At 58.4% G+C, this 22,506-nt stretch carries 24 protein-coding genes and 1 pseudogene; 9 read left to right on the plus strand and 16 right to left on the minus strand.

Annotated features, from left to right (window positions below; genetic code table 11):
- Window positions 1–207: 207 nt before the first annotated feature.
- Complete coding sequence (locus H6G62_RS14665) at window positions 208–423, minus strand: helix-turn-helix transcriptional regulator (protein WP_347239358.1); 216 nt, start codon at window positions 421–423, stop codon at window positions 208–210.
- A gap of 136 nt (window positions 424–559) precedes the next feature.
- On the opposite strand from H6G62_RS14665, the gene H6G62_RS14670 reads away from it, so the two are divergent.
- The 4 genes and pseudogenes from H6G62_RS14670 to H6G62_RS14685 all read left to right on the plus strand — a co-directional run bounded on the left by H6G62_RS14670 (window position 560) and on the right by H6G62_RS14685 (window position 2,689).
- A complete protein-coding gene (locus H6G62_RS14670) occupies window positions 560–808 on the plus strand; it encodes a hypothetical protein (RefSeq protein ID WP_190496411.1) in 249 nt (82 codons plus the stop codon).
- Window positions 809–939: 131 nt separating this feature from the next.
- Window positions 940–1,044, plus strand: a pseudogene (locus tag H6G62_RS14675) (hypothetical protein); the annotation flags it as partial.
- Between the two features lie 211 nt (window positions 1,045–1,255).
- Window positions 1,256–2,215 carry an orange carotenoid-binding protein gene (locus H6G62_RS14680; protein ID WP_190496412.1) on the plus strand — a complete coding sequence of 320 codons (960 nt, stop codon included), beginning with the start codon at window positions 1,256–1,258 and terminating at the stop codon, window positions 2,213–2,215.
- A 138-nt stretch (window positions 2,216–2,353) separates the two neighbouring features.
- Complete coding sequence (locus H6G62_RS14685) at window positions 2,354–2,689, plus strand: hypothetical protein (RefSeq protein WP_190496414.1); 336 nt, start codon at window positions 2,354–2,356, stop codon at window positions 2,687–2,689.
- A 37-nt stretch (window positions 2,690–2,726) separates the two neighbouring features.
- On the opposite strand, the gene H6G62_RS14690 is transcribed toward H6G62_RS14685, so the two are convergent.
- The 3 genes from H6G62_RS14690 to H6G62_RS14700 all read right to left on the minus strand — a co-directional run bounded on the left by H6G62_RS14690 (window position 2,727) and on the right by H6G62_RS14700 (window position 4,932).
- Complete coding sequence (locus tag H6G62_RS14690) at window positions 2,727–4,040, minus strand: hypothetical protein (RefSeq protein ID WP_190496415.1); 1,314 nt, start codon at window positions 4,038–4,040, stop codon at window positions 2,727–2,729.
- A gap of 115 nt (window positions 4,041–4,155) precedes the next feature.
- Window positions 4,156–4,581 (minus strand): CAAD domain-containing protein, encoded by a 426-nt coding sequence (locus tag H6G62_RS14695; RefSeq protein ID WP_190496417.1) that lies wholly within the window; start codon window positions 4,579–4,581, stop codon window positions 4,156–4,158.
- Window positions 4,582–4,761: 180 nt separating this feature from the next.
- Window positions 4,762–4,932, minus strand: a complete 171-nt coding sequence (locus H6G62_RS14700) for a hypothetical protein (protein WP_190496420.1) — start codon at window positions 4,930–4,932, stop codon at window positions 4,762–4,764.
- A 292-nt stretch (window positions 4,933–5,224) separates the two neighbouring features.
- Here H6G62_RS14700 and H6G62_RS14705 point away from each other — a divergent pair, with 292 nt between their 5' ends.
- Window positions 5,225–5,890, plus strand: coding sequence for an SDR family oxidoreductase (locus H6G62_RS14705; protein WP_190496422.1), 666 nt, complete (start codon window positions 5,225–5,227; stop codon window positions 5,888–5,890).
- Between the two features lie 41 nt (window positions 5,891–5,931).
- Here H6G62_RS14705 and H6G62_RS14710 read toward each other — a convergent pair whose 3' ends face one another.
- Window positions 5,932–6,870, minus strand: coding sequence for a cation diffusion facilitator family transporter (locus H6G62_RS14710; RefSeq protein ID WP_347239359.1), 939 nt, complete (start codon window positions 6,868–6,870; stop codon window positions 5,932–5,934).
- A 151-nt stretch (window positions 6,871–7,021) separates the two neighbouring features.
- Between H6G62_RS14710 and H6G62_RS14715 the strand changes: the two genes are divergently transcribed.
- Window positions 7,022–7,276, plus strand: coding sequence for a MoaD/ThiS family protein (locus tag H6G62_RS14715; RefSeq protein ID WP_190496426.1), 255 nt, complete (start codon window positions 7,022–7,024; stop codon window positions 7,274–7,276).
- Window positions 7,277–7,296: 20 nt separating this feature from the next.
- Here H6G62_RS14715 and H6G62_RS14720 read toward each other — a convergent pair whose 3' ends face one another.
- The 5 genes from H6G62_RS14720 to ggt form a co-directional block, all read right to left on the minus strand.
- A complete protein-coding gene (locus H6G62_RS14720; protein ID WP_190496428.1) occupies window positions 7,297–8,538 on the minus strand; it encodes a hypothetical protein in 1,242 nt (413 codons plus the stop codon).
- A gap of 176 nt (window positions 8,539–8,714) precedes the next feature.
- Window positions 8,715–9,518, minus strand: a complete 804-nt coding sequence (locus H6G62_RS14725; protein WP_190496430.1) for a precorrin-2 C(20)-methyltransferase — start codon at window positions 9,516–9,518, stop codon at window positions 8,715–8,717.
- 4 nt (window positions 9,519–9,522) lie between these two features.
- On the minus strand, window positions 9,523–10,587 hold the full coding sequence (locus H6G62_RS14730) for a 3-deoxy-7-phosphoheptulonate synthase (protein ID WP_190496432.1): 1,065 nt from the start codon (window positions 10,585–10,587) through the stop codon (window positions 9,523–9,525).
- Window positions 10,588–10,915: 328 nt separating this feature from the next.
- Window positions 10,916–11,395, minus strand: coding sequence for a GNAT family N-acetyltransferase (locus H6G62_RS14735; RefSeq protein WP_190496434.1), 480 nt, complete (start codon window positions 11,393–11,395; stop codon window positions 10,916–10,918).
- 338 nt (window positions 11,396–11,733) lie between these two features.
- Window positions 11,734–13,314: a gamma-glutamyltransferase gene (gene ggt / locus H6G62_RS14740; RefSeq protein ID WP_190496436.1), complete on the minus strand. Its 1,581-nt coding sequence runs from the start codon at window positions 13,312–13,314 to the stop codon at window positions 11,734–11,736.
- 306 nt (window positions 13,315–13,620) lie between these two features.
- On the opposite strand from ggt, the gene yqeK reads away from it, so the two are divergent.
- From yqeK to H6G62_RS14755, 3 genes are all read left to right on the plus strand, one after another.
- Complete coding sequence (gene yqeK / locus H6G62_RS14745; protein ID WP_190496438.1) at window positions 13,621–14,160, plus strand: bis(5'-nucleosyl)-tetraphosphatase (symmetrical) YqeK; 540 nt, start codon at window positions 13,621–13,623, stop codon at window positions 14,158–14,160.
- A gap of 53 nt (window positions 14,161–14,213) precedes the next feature.
- The gene (gene rsfS, locus H6G62_RS14750) at window positions 14,214–14,651 is read left to right on the plus strand and encodes a ribosome silencing factor (RefSeq protein ID WP_190496440.1); all 438 of its coding nucleotides are present in this window, start codon (window positions 14,214–14,216) and stop codon (window positions 14,649–14,651) included.
- 178 nt (window positions 14,652–14,829) lie between these two features.
- Complete coding sequence (locus tag H6G62_RS14755; RefSeq protein ID WP_190496442.1) at window positions 14,830–16,389, plus strand: glycosyltransferase family 2 protein; 1,560 nt, start codon at window positions 14,830–14,832, stop codon at window positions 16,387–16,389.
- An 89-nt stretch (window positions 16,390–16,478) separates the two neighbouring features.
- On the opposite strand, the gene H6G62_RS14760 is transcribed toward H6G62_RS14755, so the two are convergent.
- The 6 genes from H6G62_RS14760 to H6G62_RS14785 all read right to left on the minus strand — a co-directional run bounded on the left by H6G62_RS14760 (window position 16,479) and on the right by H6G62_RS14785 (window position 22,464).
- Window positions 16,479–17,432 carry an alpha/beta hydrolase gene (locus H6G62_RS14760; RefSeq protein ID WP_347239360.1) on the minus strand — a complete coding sequence of 318 codons (954 nt, stop codon included), beginning with the start codon at window positions 17,430–17,432 and terminating at the stop codon, window positions 16,479–16,481.
- A complete protein-coding gene (locus H6G62_RS14765) occupies window positions 17,387–17,896 on the minus strand; it encodes a histidine phosphatase family protein (RefSeq protein ID WP_190496444.1) in 510 nt (169 codons plus the stop codon). The genes H6G62_RS14760 and H6G62_RS14765 overlap by 46 nt, the downstream gene beginning before the upstream one ends.
- A gap of 90 nt (window positions 17,897–17,986) precedes the next feature.
- The gene (locus H6G62_RS14770) at window positions 17,987–18,562 is read right to left on the minus strand and encodes a hypothetical protein (protein ID WP_190496446.1); all 576 of its coding nucleotides are present in this window, start codon (window positions 18,560–18,562) and stop codon (window positions 17,987–17,989) included.
- A 199-nt stretch (window positions 18,563–18,761) separates the two neighbouring features.
- Complete coding sequence (locus tag H6G62_RS14775) at window positions 18,762–19,625, minus strand: BMC domain-containing protein (RefSeq protein ID WP_190496448.1); 864 nt, start codon at window positions 19,623–19,625, stop codon at window positions 18,762–18,764.
- 36 nt (window positions 19,626–19,661) lie between these two features.
- A complete protein-coding gene (locus H6G62_RS14780; protein ID WP_190496450.1) occupies window positions 19,662–20,480 on the minus strand; it encodes a hypothetical protein in 819 nt (272 codons plus the stop codon).
- A 31-nt stretch (window positions 20,481–20,511) separates the two neighbouring features.
- Complete coding sequence (locus H6G62_RS14785; RefSeq protein ID WP_190496453.1) at window positions 20,512–22,464, minus strand: ribulose bisphosphate carboxylase small subunit; 1,953 nt, start codon at window positions 22,462–22,464, stop codon at window positions 20,512–20,514.
- Window positions 22,465–22,506 lie beyond the last annotated feature (42 nt).

Consider the following 22,506-nt stretch of genomic DNA (forward strand, 5'->3'; position numbering starts at 1 on the left):
ATGCTGTTGAGGCTATCCATCGGTGCACCGTGTTTTACTTGCACCTGCACTCTATGCGGTGGATAGCTTTTTTCCAACCCAACCCCAAAAAACTGTCCGGAGTGTTGCTATCAATCACTTCGTCTTTCGTAATATCAAAAATTGTAATGTCGATCATAGCTACATTTAGAGATTTCTTTCTTTGGCAGGTAAAAACGCTCAGTTAAACTAGCTTGGTGTTTTTTCTTCTAACTTATCGACTAAATATAGCCTCACGAACTTTTCAGCAGCCTGAAAATTAAGACTTTTCAAAGCTTCTACAATCTCCACCACTGTCTCAGCCGTTGGGTCGCGTTTGTCGTGGTACCAGCGGGAAACGCTGCCCCGCTCTACACCCATAGCTCCGGCAAGCTGATTTTGGCTAATGCCGTAGGTGTCTAACACCTGTTTTAGTGCGTGGCTTGCTCTACCCATGCTCCAACTTTGGCAGAGAGTCACGAGAACGTAAATGTTGCTTAGTGGATCACAATCCTGAAATTGGTGCTATGTTGTGATCCATTAAGCAACAAAGGAGCCTTCCATGCCTCATGCCTTTATCCCGTCAACCTTGGCTGACCCGGCCTTGCAAGTCACCCTCGCACCCGCCAACGCCCCAGGGCGAGAGGTGATTCGTATTTTGGTGATCGGCAGCGCCCACGGTGTAGAGCGCATCATCCACGAACTCTATCGCCTCGGTTTTGCCGAAGTCCGCGAATGGAGCACCCCTCAACCCACCGGGCGCAGCCACGAAATCATGCGGGTGCTTACTCGCTATGTCATGGTGGAGTAACGGTAATGAGGTTTTGGTTTTGAGGTAGGTATGCCATGACACCCAAAGACCTGCTGATACAAGAACTCGATAATGTGTCTGACCCTCTGATCACTTAGGTTTGGGACTTTCTCTGCTTCCTCAAGGCAAAGTATCCCCAGGCCCAACGCGACTACTTCGGAGCCCACACCTACCAGCGAACCGACAAAGAAGGCACCTTCCACACCGAATGGACGAAGGCTCCGTCCACCGTGTAACCCTGCCGCCCTCCATCGCCATCCGATAGGCCATTGGCATGGGCGATGGCAAAGGGGCCATGTGTTATCAATGGTTTCCATATTCAGTCCGCTGGCCAGCCTTTGAACTTCTTCACAGGAAAAGTGGCCATTGTTACGTACTCTGATCATCAGGAGCCTACTCCACCCCCCATGTTAGGATTTGCTGAAAAACCGACAACGGAGGCTAACAATGCCTTTTACCATTGATTCTGCTCGCTCCATTTTTCCCAATACCCTCAGTGCGGACGCGGTGCCTGCCACCATTGCCCGCTTTAATCAACTCAGTGCCGAAGATCAGCTCGCGCTCATCTGGTTTGCCTACCTTGAAATGGGGAGAGCCATTACCATCGCGGCCCCCGGTGCGGCCAGTATGCAATTTGCTGAGCCGACCCTAGAAGAAATTAAAAAAATGTCCTTCCCGCAGCAGTCCCAGGCGATGTGCGACCTCGCCAACCGGGCTGATACCCCCGTTTGTCGTACCTATGCCTCCTGGTCGCCCAACATTAAGCTGGGGTTTTGGTATCGCCTTGGCCAATGGATGGAGGAAGGTTTCGTCGCCCCTATCCCTGAGGGCTACACCCTATCCGCCAATGCGGCCTCTGTGCTGCAAGCCATCCGCAACCTTGACTCTGGTCAGCAGATTACGGTGCTGCGTAATGCGGTCGTCGATATGGGCTTTGATACCGGGAAGTTAGCCGCCGATCAGCGCGTTGCCGAGCCTGTGGTGCCTCCGCAGGACATGGGCCAACGCACCCAGGTCACGATTGAGGGGCTGGATAATCCCACCGTCCTGTCCTATATGAACAACCTCAATGCCAATGATTTTGAGGCGTTGATTGGCCTGTTCGCCCCCGATGGTGGCCTACAGCCGCCCTTCCGTCGCCCCATTGTCGGCAGCGAAAATATTCTGCGGTTCTTCAAGGAAGAATGCCAGAACCTCAGGCTCATGCCTGAACGGGGGGTCTCCGAACCAGCGGACGAGGGCTTCACGCAGATCAAAGTGACGGGCAAGGTGCAGACCCCCTGGTTTGGGGCGGGTGTGGGCATGAATATCGCTTGGCGGTTTTTGCTCAATCCTGAGGGCAAGATTTTCTTCGTGGCCATCGATCTCCTGGCCTCGCCCAAGGAACTCCTGAATTTCGCCCGCTAATCCGGGCGCAGGTCTTCTTCCACAGCCGGAGTTCTCGCCTGGAGGGATCCGGCTGAATTATGATATCAATGTGAAGTTTTGTGAAATGCCTTAATATTGAGAGATATTAAAAGAGTCGATTGACTATACCAATACTCAATGAAGCAGGTTACCGAATCCCAGTGGACTGTCCAAGAGAGAAGCCTCGTCAAGGCGGCGCTAGCCATCGCCCGTAGCCGCGAGGTGGAGGCGATTATTCAGGTGGTGCGGCAACAATCCGGCCACCTGACCACCCTTGACGAGGTGTGGCAGTTGCACGACTTCTTAAGTGCGCGTCGCTTTGACCTGGATGGCAAATATGGAGACGACGGGGATGAGGAAATCCTGTTTCTTCTCGCCAAATTAACCAAAGACGGCTGGCTCACGTCGCAAGACTTGGCGGGGCTAGAAGCTGCCAAGCTCTCCAAAATTACGGCGTTAACCCGAGTCCTGTAGGGCCAACGGTTAAGGGCCAAGGGTTAAGGGCTAATAGTTAAGGAGATTGGCGCTGTTCAAGCAGCCGTTGCCATTCTTCGTCGATTTTGTCTTTGTTGGCAATCTCCTGATCCACCAAATCGGTTTCGGTGGTGTAAGCGAGATCATCGGTACCCACGATGGTTTGTCCGGCCAGGGTTTTAGCAAAGGACAGTTTTTCCCGCACCGGATCATCCAGTTGAGCCAGCAGTTCGGCCCGTTGTTCGCGTTCTTGGTTGCGGCGGGCAATGTTACGATTCTGTTGCTGCACCCAAAAGTAGCGAACTAGGGGAATGCCTAGAAACGCTGATCCATAGCCCAGCAATAGCCAATAGATTGAGTTAACGAAAATGACTAACTCTCCTGCACTGGCTACTAAGGCTTGATCCTGCAACATAGACCCCAGGGCCAGCGCACCGATAAAGTTGGCGCTACCCAGGGCAATGGCTCCGATAATTTGCCCGGAACTGGCATGGCTAAATTTGCGGGGAAGTTCTTGCAAAAACTGGGGTGGCGACAGTTTCCGACGTTCCTGGGCGGTTACCTGTAATTCAGGAAATTGATAGACAATGCCTCCCTCTGGGCTGACTTCTGGCACACCGTTAAAGCGGCTCAGCACCGGGATCATAAAGTCCTCGAATTCCTGGCTCCAGCCTTGGCCTAAATCGCTGAGGAAGGGGGCCACTTGTTCTGCCACTACTACGCCACTGTTGGCTTTTACGACGGAAGCAATCGCCTGCCAGCGACGTTCTTCTAAACCAGCATTGGGATCGCCATCGCCAAACAGGAAGGAAAAAATCGCTTCCAGGAAGTTCATCTTGCTATCAGAATCAGTTTTCTTGGACGGGCTGCGACGATCATAGCGATAGTCGAACATCCGAAATAGATCCGGCCCAAACCACATTCTGGGGATAAAAATCATGCCCCCACCGGATCGGTTGTCCCGCCGATCATTGCCCTGCTGAGAAGCCGCTGCGGCGGCGATGGCCAGTGCAATAATGGCCAACACAATCAACACGAGGGAGAGGATCAACACAATCCCAAAGGAGATGCGAATCAGGTAAAACAAGATACGCCACACTTGTTCCCAGGTGGCTTGCCAACGTAGTTTCCAGGATTGACTCAGCAAAATACCCTGGATATTTTTCGGAAAAACGTAGGCAATTTCCCCGGACTCAGAGACTTGCAGGTGGGCCTGAACGTCACTAGCTAGGGCCAAGACACCCTGCTGGGCTTCGTGGAGGGGTAAGCCCGCCTCAGCCGCCACATCGCCAATGGTGACGCGGTGGTCGAGGCGTTCGATGGCTTGGATGAGGACTTTGGAATCGGCCATAGCAATAAAGATCCCCTGGGTGGGAGGTCGAATAGCGTTCAGTACTCACAGTATAGAAATTCGACCGCGATACCGCAGGGGACAGTAACCGTACCGGATGAGGGGAGTTGAAGGGCTAGCTCTTGCCCAGCACCTGATCTCGAATGGAGGCGATGTCGTTGAGGAGTTCCTGACGGTTGGACGCCTTCAGCAGGTAGCGATAGAGGAACCACCCGGTATAGAACAACCCAATCAGCTCGAAGGTGGGGGCCAGCAGGGGCAGATCGTTGATGGCATCGAGCAGCGCTAGGACGATCTTGACGGTGATAATCGCCGCCACAATCAGGCCGACGGTGACAATGGGCCGACGGTACTGCTTAAAAAATTCAGACACATAGTCGGGCAGGTCGCCCAGCAGGCTGGAGACCTTTTCCCAGGCTTGCTTAATTTGCCGGGTGGCTTCATCGCCTAGTGCTTCGGCGGTGGATTCGGATTCTTTGAGGTCTACCATGGGCTTTTCCGGCTCCGAGAAGGGGGCATCCGACTGAAAATCTGTGCTCATAATCCTGGGGCTTCCATAACGAACGACGGGGAGGAGGGGCGAACCGAAAAAGTATGCCAAAATTACGAAAACAGAATACACCCAATCGGCCTTGATCGTTAGCCGAAGTGGTTACGGATCTAACAAAATCCATGGATGGTCGCCTAGGCTCCCGCCAAGGTTATCCGTGGGTGCTGGGATCTACTCTCCAGACAAGCCTTCTAGGGAAGCGAGGTACTGGCGGAGCCGCCGTCGGTCTACCACAAAGTCGGGATCGGGCCGTCGGTTGGGAGGTTGCCCAGAACTCGACACCACTGACCACTGAATAAAGGATCGGCCACAACGGGCTTGCTTACGGGAAGATGAAGTCATTTTATGGTTACCATTGATACAAAACCACTATAGCTAACCCTGTATACAGTAGACGCGACTTGTCATGAACCAAAAACTTTGGCACAGATAGCGTGGGCCTGAATCGGTTGCAGGGGGCGGGTTGCTAGGCTTTGAGCCCAGATTCCAGAACGGTTAAGAACGGTTACCGCCAGGGGCGATGGCCGTGCGTTCAAAGGTAGCGATCCTGAATGGGGTTTCCGAATCGAGGGGCGTTCTTTACCATGGGAGCGTTATAGCGTGTTTACCTAGAAGCCTTGAGGGGGGATGAACCATGAAAGCATTGGTGGCCGGGGCAACCGGATCAACGGGATCGCGGATTGTGGCGCAATTGGTACAGCGCGGCATTCCGGTCAAAGCCTTGGTGCGAGATGTGGCCACGGCCCAGGCCAAGCTGCCCCCAGAGGTGGAACTGGTACCGGGAGAGGTGGGGAATAAGGCCAGCCTGAAAACGGCCCTAGAGGGCTGTACGGTGCTGATCTGTGCCACGGGTGCCCGCCCCAGCCTAGACCCCACTGGGCCGTATCAGGTGGATTACGACGGCACCAAAAATCTGGTGGATGCCGCCAAGGCCGCTGGAATCGAGCATTTTGTGATGGTGTCGTCCCTCTGTGTCTCCAAGTTCTTTCACCCGCTGAACCTGTTTTGGCTGGTGCTGTACTGGAAAAAACAGGCCGAAGCCTACCTACAACGCAGCGGCATTGCCTTTACCATCGTGCGCCCCGGTGGCCTCAAAAACGAGGACGACGACCCTCGCCCCCTGGTGATGGCCCCAGCGGATACCCTGTTTGAGGGCAGCTTGCCCCGTATGAAGGTGGCGGAAGTTTGTGTAGAAGCCCTGTTTGAACCCGCCGCCCGCAACCGCATTGTAGAGATTGTGGCCCAGGAAGAGGCGACGCCCCGGTCGATTTCCGAACTGTTCACGGCCCTGGCGACCTAAGCATCCCCCTCGGTGCAGCACCACCCCAGCCCCAGAGAGGCTTAGACCTGGTGATCGGGTTCTAGGCGGCAGGGGTATTGGTCGTCGCCCATTTCGACTTGTAGGGTGGTGTGGTCAATATCAAAGTGGTGGTGCAGATCGTCGCTGACCTGGGCCAAAAAGCTGTCCCCTGGGCTACCTGTGGGCATCACCAAATGGGCGGTAAGGGCCGTTTCCGTGGTGCTCATAGCCCAAATGTGCAGGTCGTGAACCCTGTCCACTCCCGGTAGATCCTGCAAGAACGTGCGTACCGCTAGGGGTTCAATGTGCTTGGGCACGCGGTCGAGCATCAGGCCAAGGGCATCGCGAAACAGTTGCCAGGTACCCACGACAATCACCACCACAATGATCAGGCTGATGGCTGGATCAAACCACAGCCAGCCCGTCAGCAAAATGGCCACCCCCGTCAGCACCACCCCCACCGAAACCAGGGCATCGGCAGCCATGTGCAAAAAGGCACCGCGAATATTGAGGTCATGGTCGCGACCTGAGAAGAACAGAATCGCCGTTAGGGTGTTGATCACAATGCCAACGCTCGCCACCCAAATCAGCGTCATGCCCGGTACGGGGTTGGGGTCTTGCAATCGCCGCAGGGCTTCCCAGGCAATGCCGCCCACGGCCAGCAGCAGCAGCAGTGAGTTCATCAAGGCCACCAGGATGGGGGTGCGTCGCAGGCCATAGGTATAGGTGGGGCTGGGGGGACGCTGGGCCAAATAGCTGGCTCCCCAGGCGAGTACGAGCCCTAGCACATCGCTGAGATTGTGGCCCGCATCCGCCAGTAGCGCTAGGGATTGGCTAAACCAACCAAAGGCCGCTTCGATGATCACAAAGCCAACATTGAGGGCAATACCAATCTGAAAGGCGCGGGTAAAGTTTTTGGGCGCAGGGTGGTGATGGCCGTGGTGGACATGATCGGAGTGGGAATGGCCGTGATGAACCACAAAACACCTCGCAAGGGGAAGTTTAGGGAGCATTAGCCCAGATCAACCCCGCCAGCCATGGGTCACTCTCGGCCCCTCTGATCCTATCCTTTGAGGGTAGGGCAGGGTAGGGTTGAGAATATCGGTCAGTTACGTTAAAGCCGCACTTGCCATGGATTCCATTACCGTCACGGTGAAGCTCTTTTCCATTTACCAAGAAGCCTACGGGGTGCCGGAGGTGCGGTGGGAGTTTCCGCCCCAAAGCTCAGTACAGACAGTGCTAGATCGCGCCTTGGCCGATCATCCCCATTTAGAACCCTGGCGCAACCAAACTCGTCTGGGCCTGAATCTGCATTTTGTTGAGGCCGATACGCCCCTCTCCCCAGACGATGAAGTGGTGCTGATTCCCCCGGTCAGCGGTGGGTAAGCCCCCTCAGCCCCTGCGCCCTAGTCTTCGGGCTTGGCATCTGCATCTGAGGATCCGGCGGCGGTGTTCTCCGCTTCCTCCGCCCTAGATTTCAATAGGGTTTCGGTGTCAATACAGTTTTCACCGTCGTACAGCACCGTAACCACCGCTTGATAGATCGTGCCTGGGGTCAAGGGGGTTTCGGAATTGGCGGCTAGGGCTTGTAGCGTTTGAATCGCCGTTTGGTTGAGGAAGGGGTACCCCGTACTCTTGAGCACCGTCGTAGAGATGTCCACTGTACCTTCCTCCTCACCGGGCAGCAGTGCAAAGCCCAACAGCCCCGTACTGGGTTCTGGATTGAGGCAAAGGCGCAGGTCGTAGGGCACCTCCACCGCAAAGGTTTCCTCAGCGGTAGCGGGTTCTTCGCCCAGGGCCTCTGCGAGGCGGTCGGCCCAGGCATTCGCGGCTGCCGTCGATTCTGCCGTGGTGGTTAGGTCTGGGCTGTATTCCACCCGTGCCATTAACTCTCGCGAACGGGCCAGTTCTGGGGAGACCGCCGAATCGCTAGACTCAGCGTTTAGGGGCTCAGAGGGGCGGTTGGTCGCCACGGCTTCCTCGTCGGTGGGCCGCAAGGCTTCGGCCCCAGGTTGCCGGGGCGATGTAGTGGTTGGGGTAGATGCCTCTAGACTGCGATCCGGTTGATCGCTGCCAGGTGCCGCACTCCCTTGGGGTGGGGTGGGCAGATTGGGGCGATTGCCACCGGAGGGGGTGGGAAGCACGACGGAACCGCGCCCAAGGCGGGACGGAAAGGGGCTCACGGTAACAGGGGATCCCAGAGGGGATCGCGTGGACAACCGAGGTAGGGCACTCAACCCCTGCGGCAAGCTAGGGAAGCTAGGCGGATTCGTCCGACTGCCAGCGGGCGGAAACAGATCCATCAAGTCGCTGGGGTTGCCGGGGGGAAACTCTCCCGGCAAGAGTTCCCCCGGCAGGAGAGAATAGGCAGGGCTGTTGAAATCGGGTAGGCGGCTTTGCTCTTCGGGGGTGAGTTCAATCATGGGCACCCGACGCTCCGGTTGGTTGCCAAACCCCGGTGACCCCATCGCCATGCTTTGCAAGTTGGCGAACGATGGCCCCACCGCAAACAGCGCCCCATGGAAGCCCACCGATGCGATGGCGGCGATCCACTGGGGTTGACGCAGGACAGCAGGAATCCCCTTGAGCGCTGCGGGGTTAGGTTTGAGTGCCGCCAGGTTAATGGGTAGCCCTTTCAACGGTTTCATCGTGCTTCTTGATCCCTCACCCATCGGGTGAATGCGGTGTGTGTTGTGCGGACGATCCCCATCCGTTGACGGAGATCTTCCGGCCAAGTTCCTGCCCTAGCCTAGCGAATCATGCCCCCCTTTGGGGTAAGTTGGGTGGCCAATGAGGGGTCAACTAGGGGCCAATTAGGGGGCAATTAGGGGGCAACCAGGGGCCAAGCCTTACCAACTCGAATCACTATCAGGGAAAAGTAGGGTAGGTCTAGGTCGGGAGAGTTTTCGAGGTCGCGGTAGGTAATCTGATCCGGCTGACTGGCCCGCACCACGACGGAACTGGTAGACAGGAGATCCCGCCGCTTCAGCACGTCCCACACTGAGGCATAGACCGAACTCACCTTCATCAGCACCACCACATCAGCCCAATCGAGGGTGTGTTCTAGGTCTTCGACGCCGTAGAAGGCGGGCAGGACAGCGAGCTTTTCCGCCTGCACCGTCAGGGGAATGCCCAGGGCACTGACCGCCGCCATGGGAGAACAGACCCCCGGAATTCGGTTGATCGTGACTTCGGGATGGGCAAGACTCAGGGCATCAGCCAAGTAGGTGAAGGTACCGTAGAAACTGATGTCGCCCTCGCAGGCAAACACCACATCCTGCCCCGTTTGCAGCACCGCCCACACCTGTTCCGCCGCCCGCCGCCAAGCCGCCTGAAGCTGGTCATCCTCCACCACAAAGGGAAACTCCAGGGGAAGCTGTCGCTGGGGAGCTTGCAGGTGGGGGGCAATAATCCGCTGGGCCACCCCCATGTGCCCCGGTCGCCCCTGGGGAAAGGCCACCACTGGAGCCGCCTGTAACACCTTCAGGGCTTTGAGGGTAATCAGGTCGGGATCGCCGGGGCCAATGCCAAGGCCCGTTAGGGTGCCCGGTTTGGGAACAGGGCGGTCGGAAACAAGTCCGGCGTGAACCGGACTGTCGTGAACCGGACTGTCGGAAGCAAGACCCATACCCCTAGGACGCCGCCACCAAGGATGGTTCCACGGCGCTGGCCAACTGCCGCAGCATGGTGGCCGTGGTCTCGAAATCTACACAGGCGTCGGTGATGCTCTGGCCGTAGGTCAACTCTCGCAGGTTGTCGGGGATGGATTGGTTGCCCGCCTTCAGGTGGCTTTCAATCATCACCCCTAGAATGTGGCGCGAACCACTCCGCATTTGGATGGCGACATCCTCCAGCACCGACACCTGGCGGGTGTGGTCTTTGTTGGCGTTGGCGTGGCTGCAATCGATCATCATGCGTGGGTTGAGCTTCAGCTTGGCCATTTCTTCGGCGGCTTTTTCCACATGGGCTTGGCTGAAGTTGGGGCCGCCCTTGCCCCCCCGCAGCACCAAATGGCAATCGGGGTTGCCCGTGGTGGTAACGATGCTGGCCAAACCGTGGTGGTTAATGCCCAGAAAATGGTGGGGCTGGCTGGCGGCAACCATGGCGTTTTCCGCCGCTTGCAGACTGCCATCGGTGCTGTTTTTAAAGCCGATGGGCATGGACAGCCCGGAGGCCATCTCCCGGTGGGTTTGGCTTTCGGTGGTACGAGCGCCAATCGCCGTCCAGGCAATCACATCCGCGATGTATTGGGGCGTCACCGGGTCCAGCAATTCCGTGGCGGCGGGCAGACCCAGGTGGGCCAAATCCAGCAGCAGCTTGCGGGCCAAACGCAGCCCCGTGTTGATGTCGTAGCTGCCGTCCAGGTGGGGGTCGTTAATTAAGCCCTTCCAGCCCACGTTGGTGCGGGGCTTTTCAAAGTAGACCCGCATGATGATTTCCAACTGACCCGATAGCTCGTGGCGCAGGTTCACCAACTTTTGGCCGTACTCATAGGCGGCATCCACATCGTGCACCGAACAGGGGCCAACAATCACCAGCAGACGCCGATCTTCGTTGTAGAGAATGTGGCGAATCCGATCTCTCGCCTCAGACACCAGCGCCGCCGCCTCATCGGTCATCGGGAGCTCGTGGTGCAGCAACGCCGGACTCACGAGGGGACGGGTCTCAACAACATGGAGGTCTTGGGTCTGCTGCATAGCCATAGCCTAGGGAACGGGAAACGGGAAACAAAATTGAGTCTAACGAAGAAAATTCGCTGAAACCTTTGGGTACAGAGAAAGGTTTTTAAATAGTAACGTAAGCCGTTAAGTCGCCTGAGGAGATCCCCAAGCCCCCGCTGACCCTTCTGAGCTACCCACACCCAACCCGACTTGACAACCCCCAAGGCCCAGCCCGACCAGCCGTCGGGGCGAGGTCTTCTCGCCTGCTGATATCGGGGACAAGCAAGCCGGATCTAGAACCAGCACCCCACTCGCCCCAAATCCTGGATGGTTGGGTTTCGATGCGCTACACCCGGTAGATGGGTTAGGCGGTGAGGGCGGTGACGCTTTCGGGTTGGCTCAGGGCGGGCAGCATTTCCACGGCGGTGTTGTTGAACAGCACCATGGTGGTGGAAGGGTTTTCCTCAAAGCCGATGCGCTGGTAGAAGCCCTGCTGGCGAGTGGTCATCAAATACACCCGCTCTACCCGGCTCATGTGGGGATGGCTGAGCAGGGTTTCCACCATTTTGCGGCCTAGCCCGCCACCCTGGTAGGCCGGGTCAATCACCACATCCCAAATGGTGGCCCGAAAGACGCCATCGGAGGTGGCCCGCGCAAAGCCCATCAGCACCTTGCCATCCCAGGCAGTGACCACCGGAAAGCTGTGGGCAATGGCGGTGGCCATGTCGGCTTCCGTGCGATCCTGCGCCCAGAAGGCTGCTGTCCGAAACAGGCGGATCACCTGGGCCATGTCGGCCTCAGAAAATTGGTCGGCATACTTGAACTGAATGGTGCTGCAATCCATCAGAAACCTGCTGTTCCCAGTAAGGGCTATGGGTGGGTAAATCAAAGACTGTGTCGTGAACGACGGGGTAGACGGACAAAACACTGCCGACGGGCCATTTCCTGAGGACAAGCCATGGAGAAGGGAAGCTTGGCAGTGCAATCACAGAGGCGGGCGAGGAAAGCTGAGCGACGTAAACTTTCTGTAGTCAGAATAAACAGATTTTCTGAATAGTGGTATACCAAAACGGAAATTTCCTTGACATTATCAGGACTCCCTAACACAAGCCGCTATCCTAATCTGCCCAGCCTTTGCCGCCTAGGTCTGTTCCCCATGGGCCTTAGGGCAGATTCCTTTCCCTATTCCACCACCACCCAAGCCCCACTACGACGGGCGTCGCCAACGCCGGAAAGGTCTCCGCTGGCCGAACGGGCGACCGCATGGACGCCCCCGAAGAACATATTGGGGGCTTGCCACCAGGTACAGTCGTCCTCGGCCCCAATGCCCTGCTGCTCTAGGGTGTGGCGGTCGTAGCCCGGTTCGAGGTGAAACGATCCCCGTTCCCAATGAAGGCGGGGCGCGATGACGGCAGCGTCGATATCCATGCCAAAATCCAGCACGTTGGACACCACCTGCAAAATGGCGGTGCGAATCCGATTGGATCCACCCGACCCCAGTACCAGCCGAGGCTTGCCGTTTTCTAAGACCATGGTGGGGGCCATCATCGAGGAAATGCGCTGATTGGTCTGCCAGCGGTGGAACCCGTTGGGGTTGAGGTCTTCTTCGCCCAGCATATTGTTCAGCATCACCCCCGTCCCTGGAATCACGTAGGACGATCCTTCACCGTTGGAGGTGGTCATGCTGGCGGCGTTGCCCTCGCCATCGATGACGCTGATGTGGGTGGTGCTGCCCCATTTGTTGACGGCGGTGGAACCGAGCGCCTCGATAAGCTGTTGGCGGTAGGGGGCTAGGTGGGGGGAGCCCAAAAATTCCGCTAACACATCATCGCGGTATAGGTGGGCATCGTAGCCATCCTGACGGGCCAGGTTGGTGAGGCGCATCACTTCGCGCAGGGTGGCCACATGGCGGGGGCTACCATGGTCGGAGAGGGGGACGGTGGCCAAGAGTTCCAGGGCAAAGGCGATCAGGGCACCGCCAGAACTGGGGGGTGGGTTGGTCAGCAGCAGGGCATCGCGGTAGGGAATGGCTAGGGGTTGGCGTTCGATCACCCGATACTGTTGCAATTCCTCCCGCCGCAGATGACCGCCCTGGGTTTCACAATCGTGGACAATCTGGTCAGCAAGGCGACCTTGGTACAACAGGTCGGCTCCTTCATGGACAAGCTGATCTAAAAACGCGGCAAAGTCTGGCAGGCAGAAGGTATCGCCCCCTTGCAGCAAGCGACCATAGGGCGCATAGATGGCCTGGGCCGCTGGGGTCGCCATCAGAATAGGGCTGACTAACTGAAAACAGAACGCTTGAAACGGCTCAAGGATGGTTCCCTGGGTTGCCACCTGCTGAGCGGGAGCCACCAGTGCCTTGAGGGGTAAGCGCCCCAGTTGGCGATGCACCTCCAGCAGACCCGCCAGGGTTCCCGGCACCGCCGCCGACCCCAACCCAATGTGAAACTCCTGCACCGTGTCGCCAAAGTTGGCCTGGATGGGAAAAAACTGAAGCTGGTCAGTAGGTACCTTGTGCTGGGGCGTTTGGCAGAAAAAGTCGAACAGGCGATTTTGGCCATCGGCGGTGTGGGCCAGCAAAAAACCACCCCCCGCCAGCGAGGTCAGAATCGACTCGGTAACGCAGGCTGTGAACGCCGCCGCCACCACGGCATCAAAGGCGTTGCCGCCCTGGCGCAACATCTCCGCCCCGGCCTCCGCCGTGAGCCGATGCCCTGCCGCAATCACCCCTCGACCTAGTTGAGATGGAGCATCGGACATGGCAGGACAATCCAGAAGACCTAATGTGGGAATGAGCTAATAAAGCGGATTTCCCTGGCCCTTGTCAATTTTGCCGCTGCAACACGGGCCTCGTCTGGGGATCCTGGGTGGAGCGGCTAGGCCATCCACTCGCCAGGAGAGACACGCTATACAATAGATTCAGCTTTAAAATCCGTTTTGCCATCCCTCTTGAAATCCGTTTTGACGAGAGAAGATCCCCTGACTGCGTCCCCTCCCTCCCTTACTGATGCCGTTGCCCTAGGCCGACCCTGGCGGGGGCAAGTGTTACCCTGGCTAGAGACACAGATGCCGAAACCCCGGTTGGCCCATAGCCTACGGGTGGAAGCCATGGCGGTGGATTTGGCGCAGCACCACGGGTTAGATCCGGTCAAAGCGGCCCAGGCGGGATTGATGCACGACTTGGCCAAGTATTTCCCAGCCGAAAAACTCCTCTCCATGGCCCAGCAGGCGGGGCTAGACATTGATCCCGTGGATGAAGTCAATCCCCACCTGCTCCATGCCGATGTGAGTGCCCTGGTGGCCCAGCAAGACCTAGGCGTGACCGACCCGGAGGTGTTAGCCGCCATCGCCAATCACACCCTAGGGCGTCCGGCCATGTCGCCCCTCAGTTGCGTGGTCTTCCTGGCCGATACCCTCGAACCCGGACGCGGCAAAGGCGACGACCTCAAACGGCTACGACGGCTGAGCTATCGCAACCTGCCCCAGGCCGTCTACCAAACCTGCGACTACACCTTCGCCCACCTGATGGAAAAAGCCAAACCCATCCACCCCCGCGCCCTCCACACCCGCAACTGGTTCCTCGCCCACCATCGCAGCCAACCCTAACCCACCTCCCTTCCTGTTTCCCCCTTCTCCCAACCCCTAATCCCTAATTCCCCATGATCAATCCCCAAAACACCGACACCACTACTCTCCAAGCCTCCGCCGGATTCCCCCCTGTGGAGGAGGATCCGGCCCTGCAATTGGCCTATGCCATTGCCGCCTCCGCCGATGAGCGCAAGGGGGGCAACATTACCCTGGTGCAGGTGGGGGATGTGTCGTATTTGGCGGATTATTTTGTGATTGTGACGGGGTTTTCCACGGTGCAGGTGCGGGCCATCACCCGTTCCATCGAATCGGCCCTAGAGCAGGACTATAACCGCCGCCCCCTGCGGGTGGAGGGCCAAATGGAGGGCAACTGGATTTTGATGGACTACGGGGAAGTGATGGTGCATGTCTTCATGCCCGAAGCCCGCGAATTCTACGATTTAGAAGCCTTTTGGGGCCACGCCAACCAAATGCTGTACTATCCCTCCACCCCTCCATCTGGCCGTTAGTGTCTTGGGACGCAGCCCACGTTGGCCCAGCCTTCTCAACCTTAGGATGGGGTGAAATCGTGCTACATAGATTATGAATTGCCCCTGGGGAGACGACCTGACCGGATCTAGCCCAGGGGTGTATTGTCTGGATGGCCGATTGCTACAGCCTTGCGATTTCAGGAGTTAATCAACGCCTATGAAGCTAAGCCTAGGGCTGTTTTCTGGGTCAACGCTGGCCCAGGTTAGACGTTGGGTGGGGTTGAGTGCTTGGCTATTGTTGACCCCCATGGCGGGTTATATCCTTTGGCTCAACCAGGGGCACAGCCTGATTTTGGTGCAGCTTGCCCTCCTCATTGTGGCGATCATCGGCCTGGTGGTGATCAACAGCGAAACCGTCGTGGTGGCCCTTCAGCAGTGGTGGGTGCCGCTCCATCGGCCCCGTGGATGGCTTCAGCAATGGCTATATCCCAAAGGACGGCGGCAGCGGCGGGCTGAGGCTCACCGGAGCAACTTCCTGGGCGATTCATTGGGCGATTCATTGGGCGATTCATTGGGCGACCCCCTGGATAATCGCCTAGGGGTGCTGTCGGTGGAACTGCCCTTTGTCTCGGTGGTGGTGGCGGCCTACTTGCCCAACGAGCAGGACATCATCGAAGAAACCCTGCGGCACTGGCTCACCCAGGTCAAGGCTCCAGCGGCAGGATGGGAGGTGATTTTGGCCTACAACACCCCCACAGGCCTTCCGGTGGAGGATCGGCTGCGGCGCTTGGCCCGTCGCTATCCGGCCCTGGTGCTGCTGCCCGTGGCAGGGAGCCGATCCAAGGCCGAAAACCTGAATGCCGCTCTAACTCAGGTACAGGGCGCGATGACCTGCATTTTTGACGCCGATCATCATCCTGCGCCGGATTGTTTGGGGCGTGCCTGGGCCTGGTTGTCCACGGGGCAGTACGACGGCGTCCAGGGGCGCAACATCATTCGTAACGCTCAAGATAACTGGATGACTCACCTGGTGGCTGTGGAGTTTGAATGCACCTACGGCATCAGCCACTATGGCCGCTCCCTGCTGGCGGATACCGCCCTGTTTGGCGGATCGAACGGCTATTGGCGCACAGCGGCCCTACGGGAACTGGGGTTTTCCCCCACCCGCCTGACTGAAGACATTGATGCCACCGTGCGGGGGCTGCTGCGGGGCTGTCGTCTGGTACACGATCCCGCCATCATTACCACCGAACTGGCCCCCACCCAACTGCGGGGGCTGTGGCTGCAACGACAACGCTGGAGCCAGGGCTGGCTGGAGGTGGCCAGTTTGTACCTGAATCGGGTGGCCCGCACCCCCCACCTCGACCCGGTGCAAAAGGGCTACTGGCTGCTGATGCTGCTGTTTAGCCAAGGGTTTTATCTGCTGGTGTGGCAGGTGGTGCCGATGATGATCAGCATCCACCTCAGCATCTCGGATCGAGATTTGATGTTTGAAAACATCAACCTAGCCATGATGGGCCTGCTCATTCTCAGCACTCTGCTACAGGTCGCCCTCGCCATGCGCTTTCGGCCCGCCCATTCCACCTACTCCCGCCGCCACGGGTTCTTTTACTGCCTGCTTTCCCCCGTGTATTTTTGGTTCAAGGTAGCTGTTGGCATGGTTGCCTTCTACAACCATCTTTGCGGTAGTCGGATATGGCACGTTACCGCCCGCACCGCCCACCGCCCACCGCAATGGTCGCCAACCCAAGCCTCAGCCCCCGCCAAAACCCGGTAGCCTGATCCACCCCATGTCTCCGCACGATAGGCATAATTCCCAAGACCCCATATTTTCAGTGGACTGGCCCTACGCAGTGATCGCAGTGCCTAGGTCGGCAATTCGCCCCTCAACCAGTCCCGCACGATCTCCATAAAGGCGGTGGTGGATTCGTAGGGCAACACATTGCGGCCAGGGATCATTCTTCCGGCGGCGGTGGGGATTTGGCGGAGATAATCTTCCAGGCGTTGTTGGGGTGGGTCGGTACGGCTGAGGCGGTTGATGCCGGAGGCGGCGTCGCCAAAAATCACCAAGGTGGGGACTGGGATGGCGGCCATTAAGGCGGTATAGTCCTGCCGCCAAAAGCCCGCCAGGAAGGAGTACACCGCATGGCGTCCGCCTGCATCCTGGGCGTCTTGCTGCAATTGATCCAGCCATTCCCGGTCGATGTCCTGTTCCTCGGCAAACAGTTGGCGACGGCTAAAGGAGGCTAAAAAGGCCTCTCGACGGGCATAGCGAAAGAAGCCAGACCCCACCGGACCGCTAAACAACAGATTCCATAGCAGGGTTTGGCGGCGTGGGGAGGTGGGGGTGGTCATGAGTTTCATCCCCGGTGGGCCACTCAGCACTAGGGATTGGATCAAGCCCTGGGCTTTGGGGTGGGCCATCAACCATAGGCCAATGGGCAAGCAGCCCCCTTGCACCACCAGCACCACGGGCCGCTGCACCACCTGGGCCAAAAAATGGGCCACCTGATCGGCCCAGTCTTCGGCGTAGTAGGCGACCTTCGGTTTGGAACTGTGACCGCAGCCCAGCAGATCGGGCACATAGAGGTCGGGGCTGGTTCCCGTTGAGGCCATAGCCTGGGCAAATCTATGCCAAAACCACCCCGCCAGCCCCACCCCAATGGGGTGGATCAGCAGCAGAGGTGGGGTGTCCTGATCGCCCAGGGCCGGGTAGTGGGTGTAGGCACAGGGGTAAGTTTTCCAGACGTGGTATTGCGGGGGAGGTAAGGCGATCATGGTATCGACACAGGGTTGAGCAGTTTGGGGGGCATCAGCCACAGCAGACTACCACGGCCCTGCCCCACCTGCGTCCACTGATCCACCTCGAACGCTAGGCAGGCCATCGCCGCCGTAGGCATTCGCACCGTGCCACCCCCCATCAGGTACGTCAGGGTATCCGACCAGGTGGGTTCGTGGCCCACCAGCATCAGATTGGCGTAGGCGTCCGATTGCCGTTGAATCACCGCCAGCACTGTTTCCACCGTCGCTTCATAGAGATCCCCGGTTTCCTGGATAGGGCAAGCCCACTGCCCCGCCGCTGCCGCCAGTTCTAGGGTGGTTTTGGCCCGCACCGCTGAGGACGTAATGGCCAGATCGGGCACCCGATCTCCCGCCGCCAACCAACGCCCCATGGTTTTTGCGGCCCGTCGCCCCCGCTCGGCCACGGGACGGTCGTGGTCGCGGTTAAAGCTGGCCTCCCAGTCTGACTTACCGTGGCGGAACAAAATCAGGTTTTTGGACATAGGTCATAGGCTACGGGCAAGGGGATCCCCCCGGTCAGGGGAAAATCCAGGCATCGTTTGCAAGGATTAAGGGAGATCGCTTTGGCTTAGTTAGGGCTGCGGTTGTAGAATAACCACCTGGATTTCAATATCGTTAAAGTCGTCAAGGCTTTCCTGATCTTCAAAACCCAGTTCATAGAGATTACCGTTGGCATAGCGGGTACGCTGCACCTTCAGTCCAAAGGCATCCTGCCACTCTTGGCTTCCCCTAGAGCGGTGATCGCCATCAAAATAGTAGGTGGAAATCCCCGTTGTGGCTGGAAACATAAACCAGCCCGTCGGATCATTGGAGAGTAACTCCTGGCGGCGGGCACTGTCGGGGGGGAGTTGATTTTGGGGTCGGGGGCCAGCATTTTCCTGGTAAACCCGTAGCCGCTGCCGAAAGAGGGCATCGCCGCCAGAAATTCGATACCAAACCTGGTGGGCCGAAGCCGTATCCGTCGTGAACACGGAATAGGCACTCGCGCCCGCCATAAACACAGGCTCGTACCCTTGGACAATATTTCGCAGGGGGGGAGAATTAGGGTTGGGGGTTTGGGCTGGAGCCTGGGTGGCGAAGGGAATAGCCATCAACAAGGCTGTAATGACTACGACCACCGCACGATAAAAAATGGTACGCCGCTTCATGGGGCTGACCTATTCAGGAAATTGCCCCAAGAATACCGCAGATCTTCGGGATGCGCTCCCCACATTACGCTTGGTAACTGTCCTGTCCCTGGGGAGTGCCATAGGAGAAAGATGCCACTCTGGGACAACGCTGTTGGGTAACACAGGCCTTGCCAATCACACAGCGCTTGACGACAGCAGCAACTGTTCCTTGGCTTGGTTAAAGCTCTTCGTCGGCCAGTTCGCGTTCTAGCTCTAGGCTGAGAGGTTGAGCTAGTTCTTCGTTGGCAGTAGCTTCCAGGGCTAGGGGCTCGGCAACCGCCTCCTCCTGCTTGGCCTCCAAGTTGATGGGTAGACGCAGGGGTTGTTCTTCCTCCAGTTCTACCTGGGGCAGGGAGTCGGCCAAATCGTCCAAGGGCCGAGGAATCACCATCACCGCATGGAGTTCGCCAATGCGTTCGGCTTCGTGCATCCCAGCCTCGATGGCAATGGCCACGTTGGGCAAGGAACCACGAATCAAAATCGTACATAGCCCGTCGCCAATGGTTTCGTGGGAAATCAGCTCCACATCGGCGGATTTGGTCATGGCATCGGCAGCGCCCACCATGGCCGGAAAGCCCCGTGTTTCCAATAACCCAATAGCCTGACTGCCCAGCCGACTTTTCCCTTCCCGCCGCAGTTGCTCCCACCGGGCACAGATGGGCAGCACTGCCTCCAGATTGGGCAACGGGCGAGGAATCAGGCTGGAGGATGCCGTTTGGCCCGCCTCTTCCACCGCTTCGACGCCCGCCGATACTGCCATCCGCACGTTGGCCACGCCGCCCCGCACAATGGCCGTACACAGCCCGCTCCCGGTTTTTTCGTAGCCGACCAGGTACACATCAGCGGCCTTCAGCATGGCATCCGCCGCCTTCACCACCACCGGAAATCCCGCCGCCGACACCATCCCCAGGGCCGAACCACGATATTTCTCAAACCGACTTTTGGCCTCCGACTGGCCCGCTGGAGGGGTGGCCAGATTTAGCTTGGCCTTGGTGGCCAATTTCAAATCTTGTTTGGAGGCTAATTTACCGTCGGCTTGCATAGAGCGCCTCTAGGGGATGGTATCCGTAACTCCATTCTAAGGCTTGTCTTCGGGAGACACACCCCCAGAAGTGTCGCCATTATCTAGAACCCCTAGGGGTTGCCGATGGGGAAACAGTTTGGCTAATAAGTCCTGCACCTGTTTTTGACCGTGGGCGGGTGGACGGGTGCCATTCGTCGTACTGGGTGAATCGGCCTGTTCGGACTCTAAAGCTTCTCCCGTCACCGCATCGGTTTCGGCGTCATTATGCGGGGACTGAGAGCCAGCGTCAGCCGGATTTTCTGGCCAATCTTCGGGGAGAGCTGCTTGAACCAAGGTCTCTTGAACCAAGGTCTCTTGAACCAAAGTCTCTTGAACAAACGTTTCTTGAATGAAGATTTCTTGAGAGGACGCCTCTTGGGAGGGCACCTCTTGAACAAAAGCGTCTTGCTTGAATGCGGCTTGAACAAATACCGCTTGCTCAAACTCCGCTGGATTAGGAGTCGTTCCGTTCCGAGACGACTGGCTGGGATCGCCCAGGAGCGACTTAGGCGGCACCACCTGGTTGGATAGGATAGCAGGGTTAATTAAGGTACTCTCTGCGCCAATGCAAGCGTTTTGGCCGATACGTCCTGTGCCAAAAACTAGCACACCACTGCCGAGGACAACTCCCGGCTCAATCACCAGATCCCCTCGGACAGCCTGGATAATCACGCCGCTGCCGACGCACACCCCAGGGGCCAACACCAGCCGACACCCCGGAGCCGCATCCAGCACAACCCCATCAGCAAGGGCCACGCCCTCGGCTACCTCAACCTGTCCCTCCACAGCAGGAGCGTCAGAATTGGCAATCGCCGTTGGCAGTGGCCCTATCATTGGCTATCCGTATTCCTAGAATCGCCCCAACCTAGGGGCGCTGGATGGTGACTTCTGCGGCCCGACGCTTGGCCTTGGGATCCACGGCGACCAGACGCACGTACTCGCCTTGGTGTGTCCGCAGTTGGCCATCAATCGCCGACAGCAGATCCGACACGCGGCTCCCTTCCAGGGTGGCGCAGGTCTTCCAGACGTTGCTGCGGTAGCGACGCTGGTCAGCAGCCTCCAGGCTGAGACGATAGCCTTGGTTCACAAACTGGTTTACCTGCTGCGCCACGTCTTGGCTCAGCCCTTGACCACCGCCACGGCTGACAGGGGCAGGAGCAGAGGCTTGGGGTGCAGAGTAGGACGCCACCGGGACGCTGGGGCCAGAGGCAGGAGCGGCTCCAGGGCGTTGCACAGTCACTTCAGGGCCACGGCGCTTGGCTTTGGGGTCAATGCCGAAGATACGGACATACTCGTTGGGGTAGGCCGCCATGCACTGGGACACCGCCGCCAGCACATCGCCCTCACGGTTGGAGGTGATGGGGGCGCAGGTTTGCCACACACCGCTGCGATAGCGACGGGTATCGGCGTGCTCTGCACCAATGTGGTAGCCTTGGCTGATCAGTTGGCGTACTTGTTGGGCGAGGTCGCCGCTGAGGTTCACAGAGCCACCGGAAGCCGGACGCTGACCCACGGAACGGCCAAAGCCTGTCCCGGCGGGAACCGAGGCTCCACCCACGGGCTTACCATCGGGACGCTGAATGGTGATGGGCGCAATCCGCTGGTTGGCGCGGGGATCAATGCCGAACAGCCGGACGTATTCCCCGGCGTGGTCGGCCAAACAAGCCTCTAGGGCAGCAATTACGTCACCCTCGCGGTTGGAGGTGATGGGGGTGCAGGTTTGCCACACACCGCTGCGGTAACGGCGGCCATCGGCGTGTTCGGTGCCGATGCGGTAGCCCTGGTTAAGGAACTGACGCACCTGCTGCACCACCTCAGCAGACAAAGAACCCGATGTCGCCACCGCCGCCGGACGATAGGCCTGGCTGGCCCCACTGGACACCGCAGGTACGGAACCGCTGACCTCAACCGCCTTACCATCGGGCCGCTGAATCGTCACCGGGGCCACCCGCTGCTTGGCTTTGGGGTCGATGCCAAACATCCGCACATACTCGCCCCGGTGTTCTGCCAGACAGGCTTCAAGGGCGGCAAAGGCTTCCCCTTCGCGGGTGGCCTGGATGGGGCTACAGGTTTGCCACACACCACTGCGGTAGCGGCGATTATCGGCGTGCTCGGTGCCAATGCGCAGACCTTGGGCCAAATATTGGCGCACCCGCTGCACAACGTCGGGGGAAAGCTGTTGAGTTTGCATAGTACCTAATCCATCGCGTTCGTTTAAGTTGGAGCCAGCTACGTTAGGGCTAGCCACGGTTGGCTGAGCCGATAAAGCATTTAGGTCAGCGGGGGCGGGGCCATAGCCGAGTAATTCCCTCACCAGGGCCAGATCTTGAGGACTCACGTCCGGCAACCCATCGGCCTGACTTTGGCGGGTGATCACCGATCCTGACGGCACCAGCTTGCCGGGGGGCACCTCCACATCCTGCACCAGGGCGTGCATCATCACAATGCTGTTGGCCCCTAGGCGGGCATTAAAAAGGGTGGAGCGAAACCCGATGAAAACGTTGTCGCCGATGTAGGCGGGGCCTTGGATGATGACTCGGTGGGTGAGGGTGGCCCCTTGGCCAATCCAGACGGTGTAGGGCCGCTGATCATCACCGAGAACCCTGGCCTGCCCCAGACCATTAATCGTTACCCCTTCCTGGATAACTGTGCGAGAACCCACGACGCAGGTTGCCCCCACCTGAGCCCGCAAAGCCGCGCTGGGGGCAATAACCACCCCCTGGCCTAGGCGCACATCACCTACGGACTCAAACCTGGAGAAAGCTCCCTCAGGAGTGGCATCCGACACACGGGACGCCGCCAGCGTGCTGACCGTCATGATCCAAGTCTCCAAAAAAATCAGCGCCCTTACCCAGGAACC

It is taken from the genome of Phormidium sp. FACHB-1136, assembly GCF_014697375.1.
Taxonomy (GTDB): Bacteria; Cyanobacteriota; Cyanobacteriia; order Phormidesmidales; family Phormidesmidaceae; genus Nodosilinea.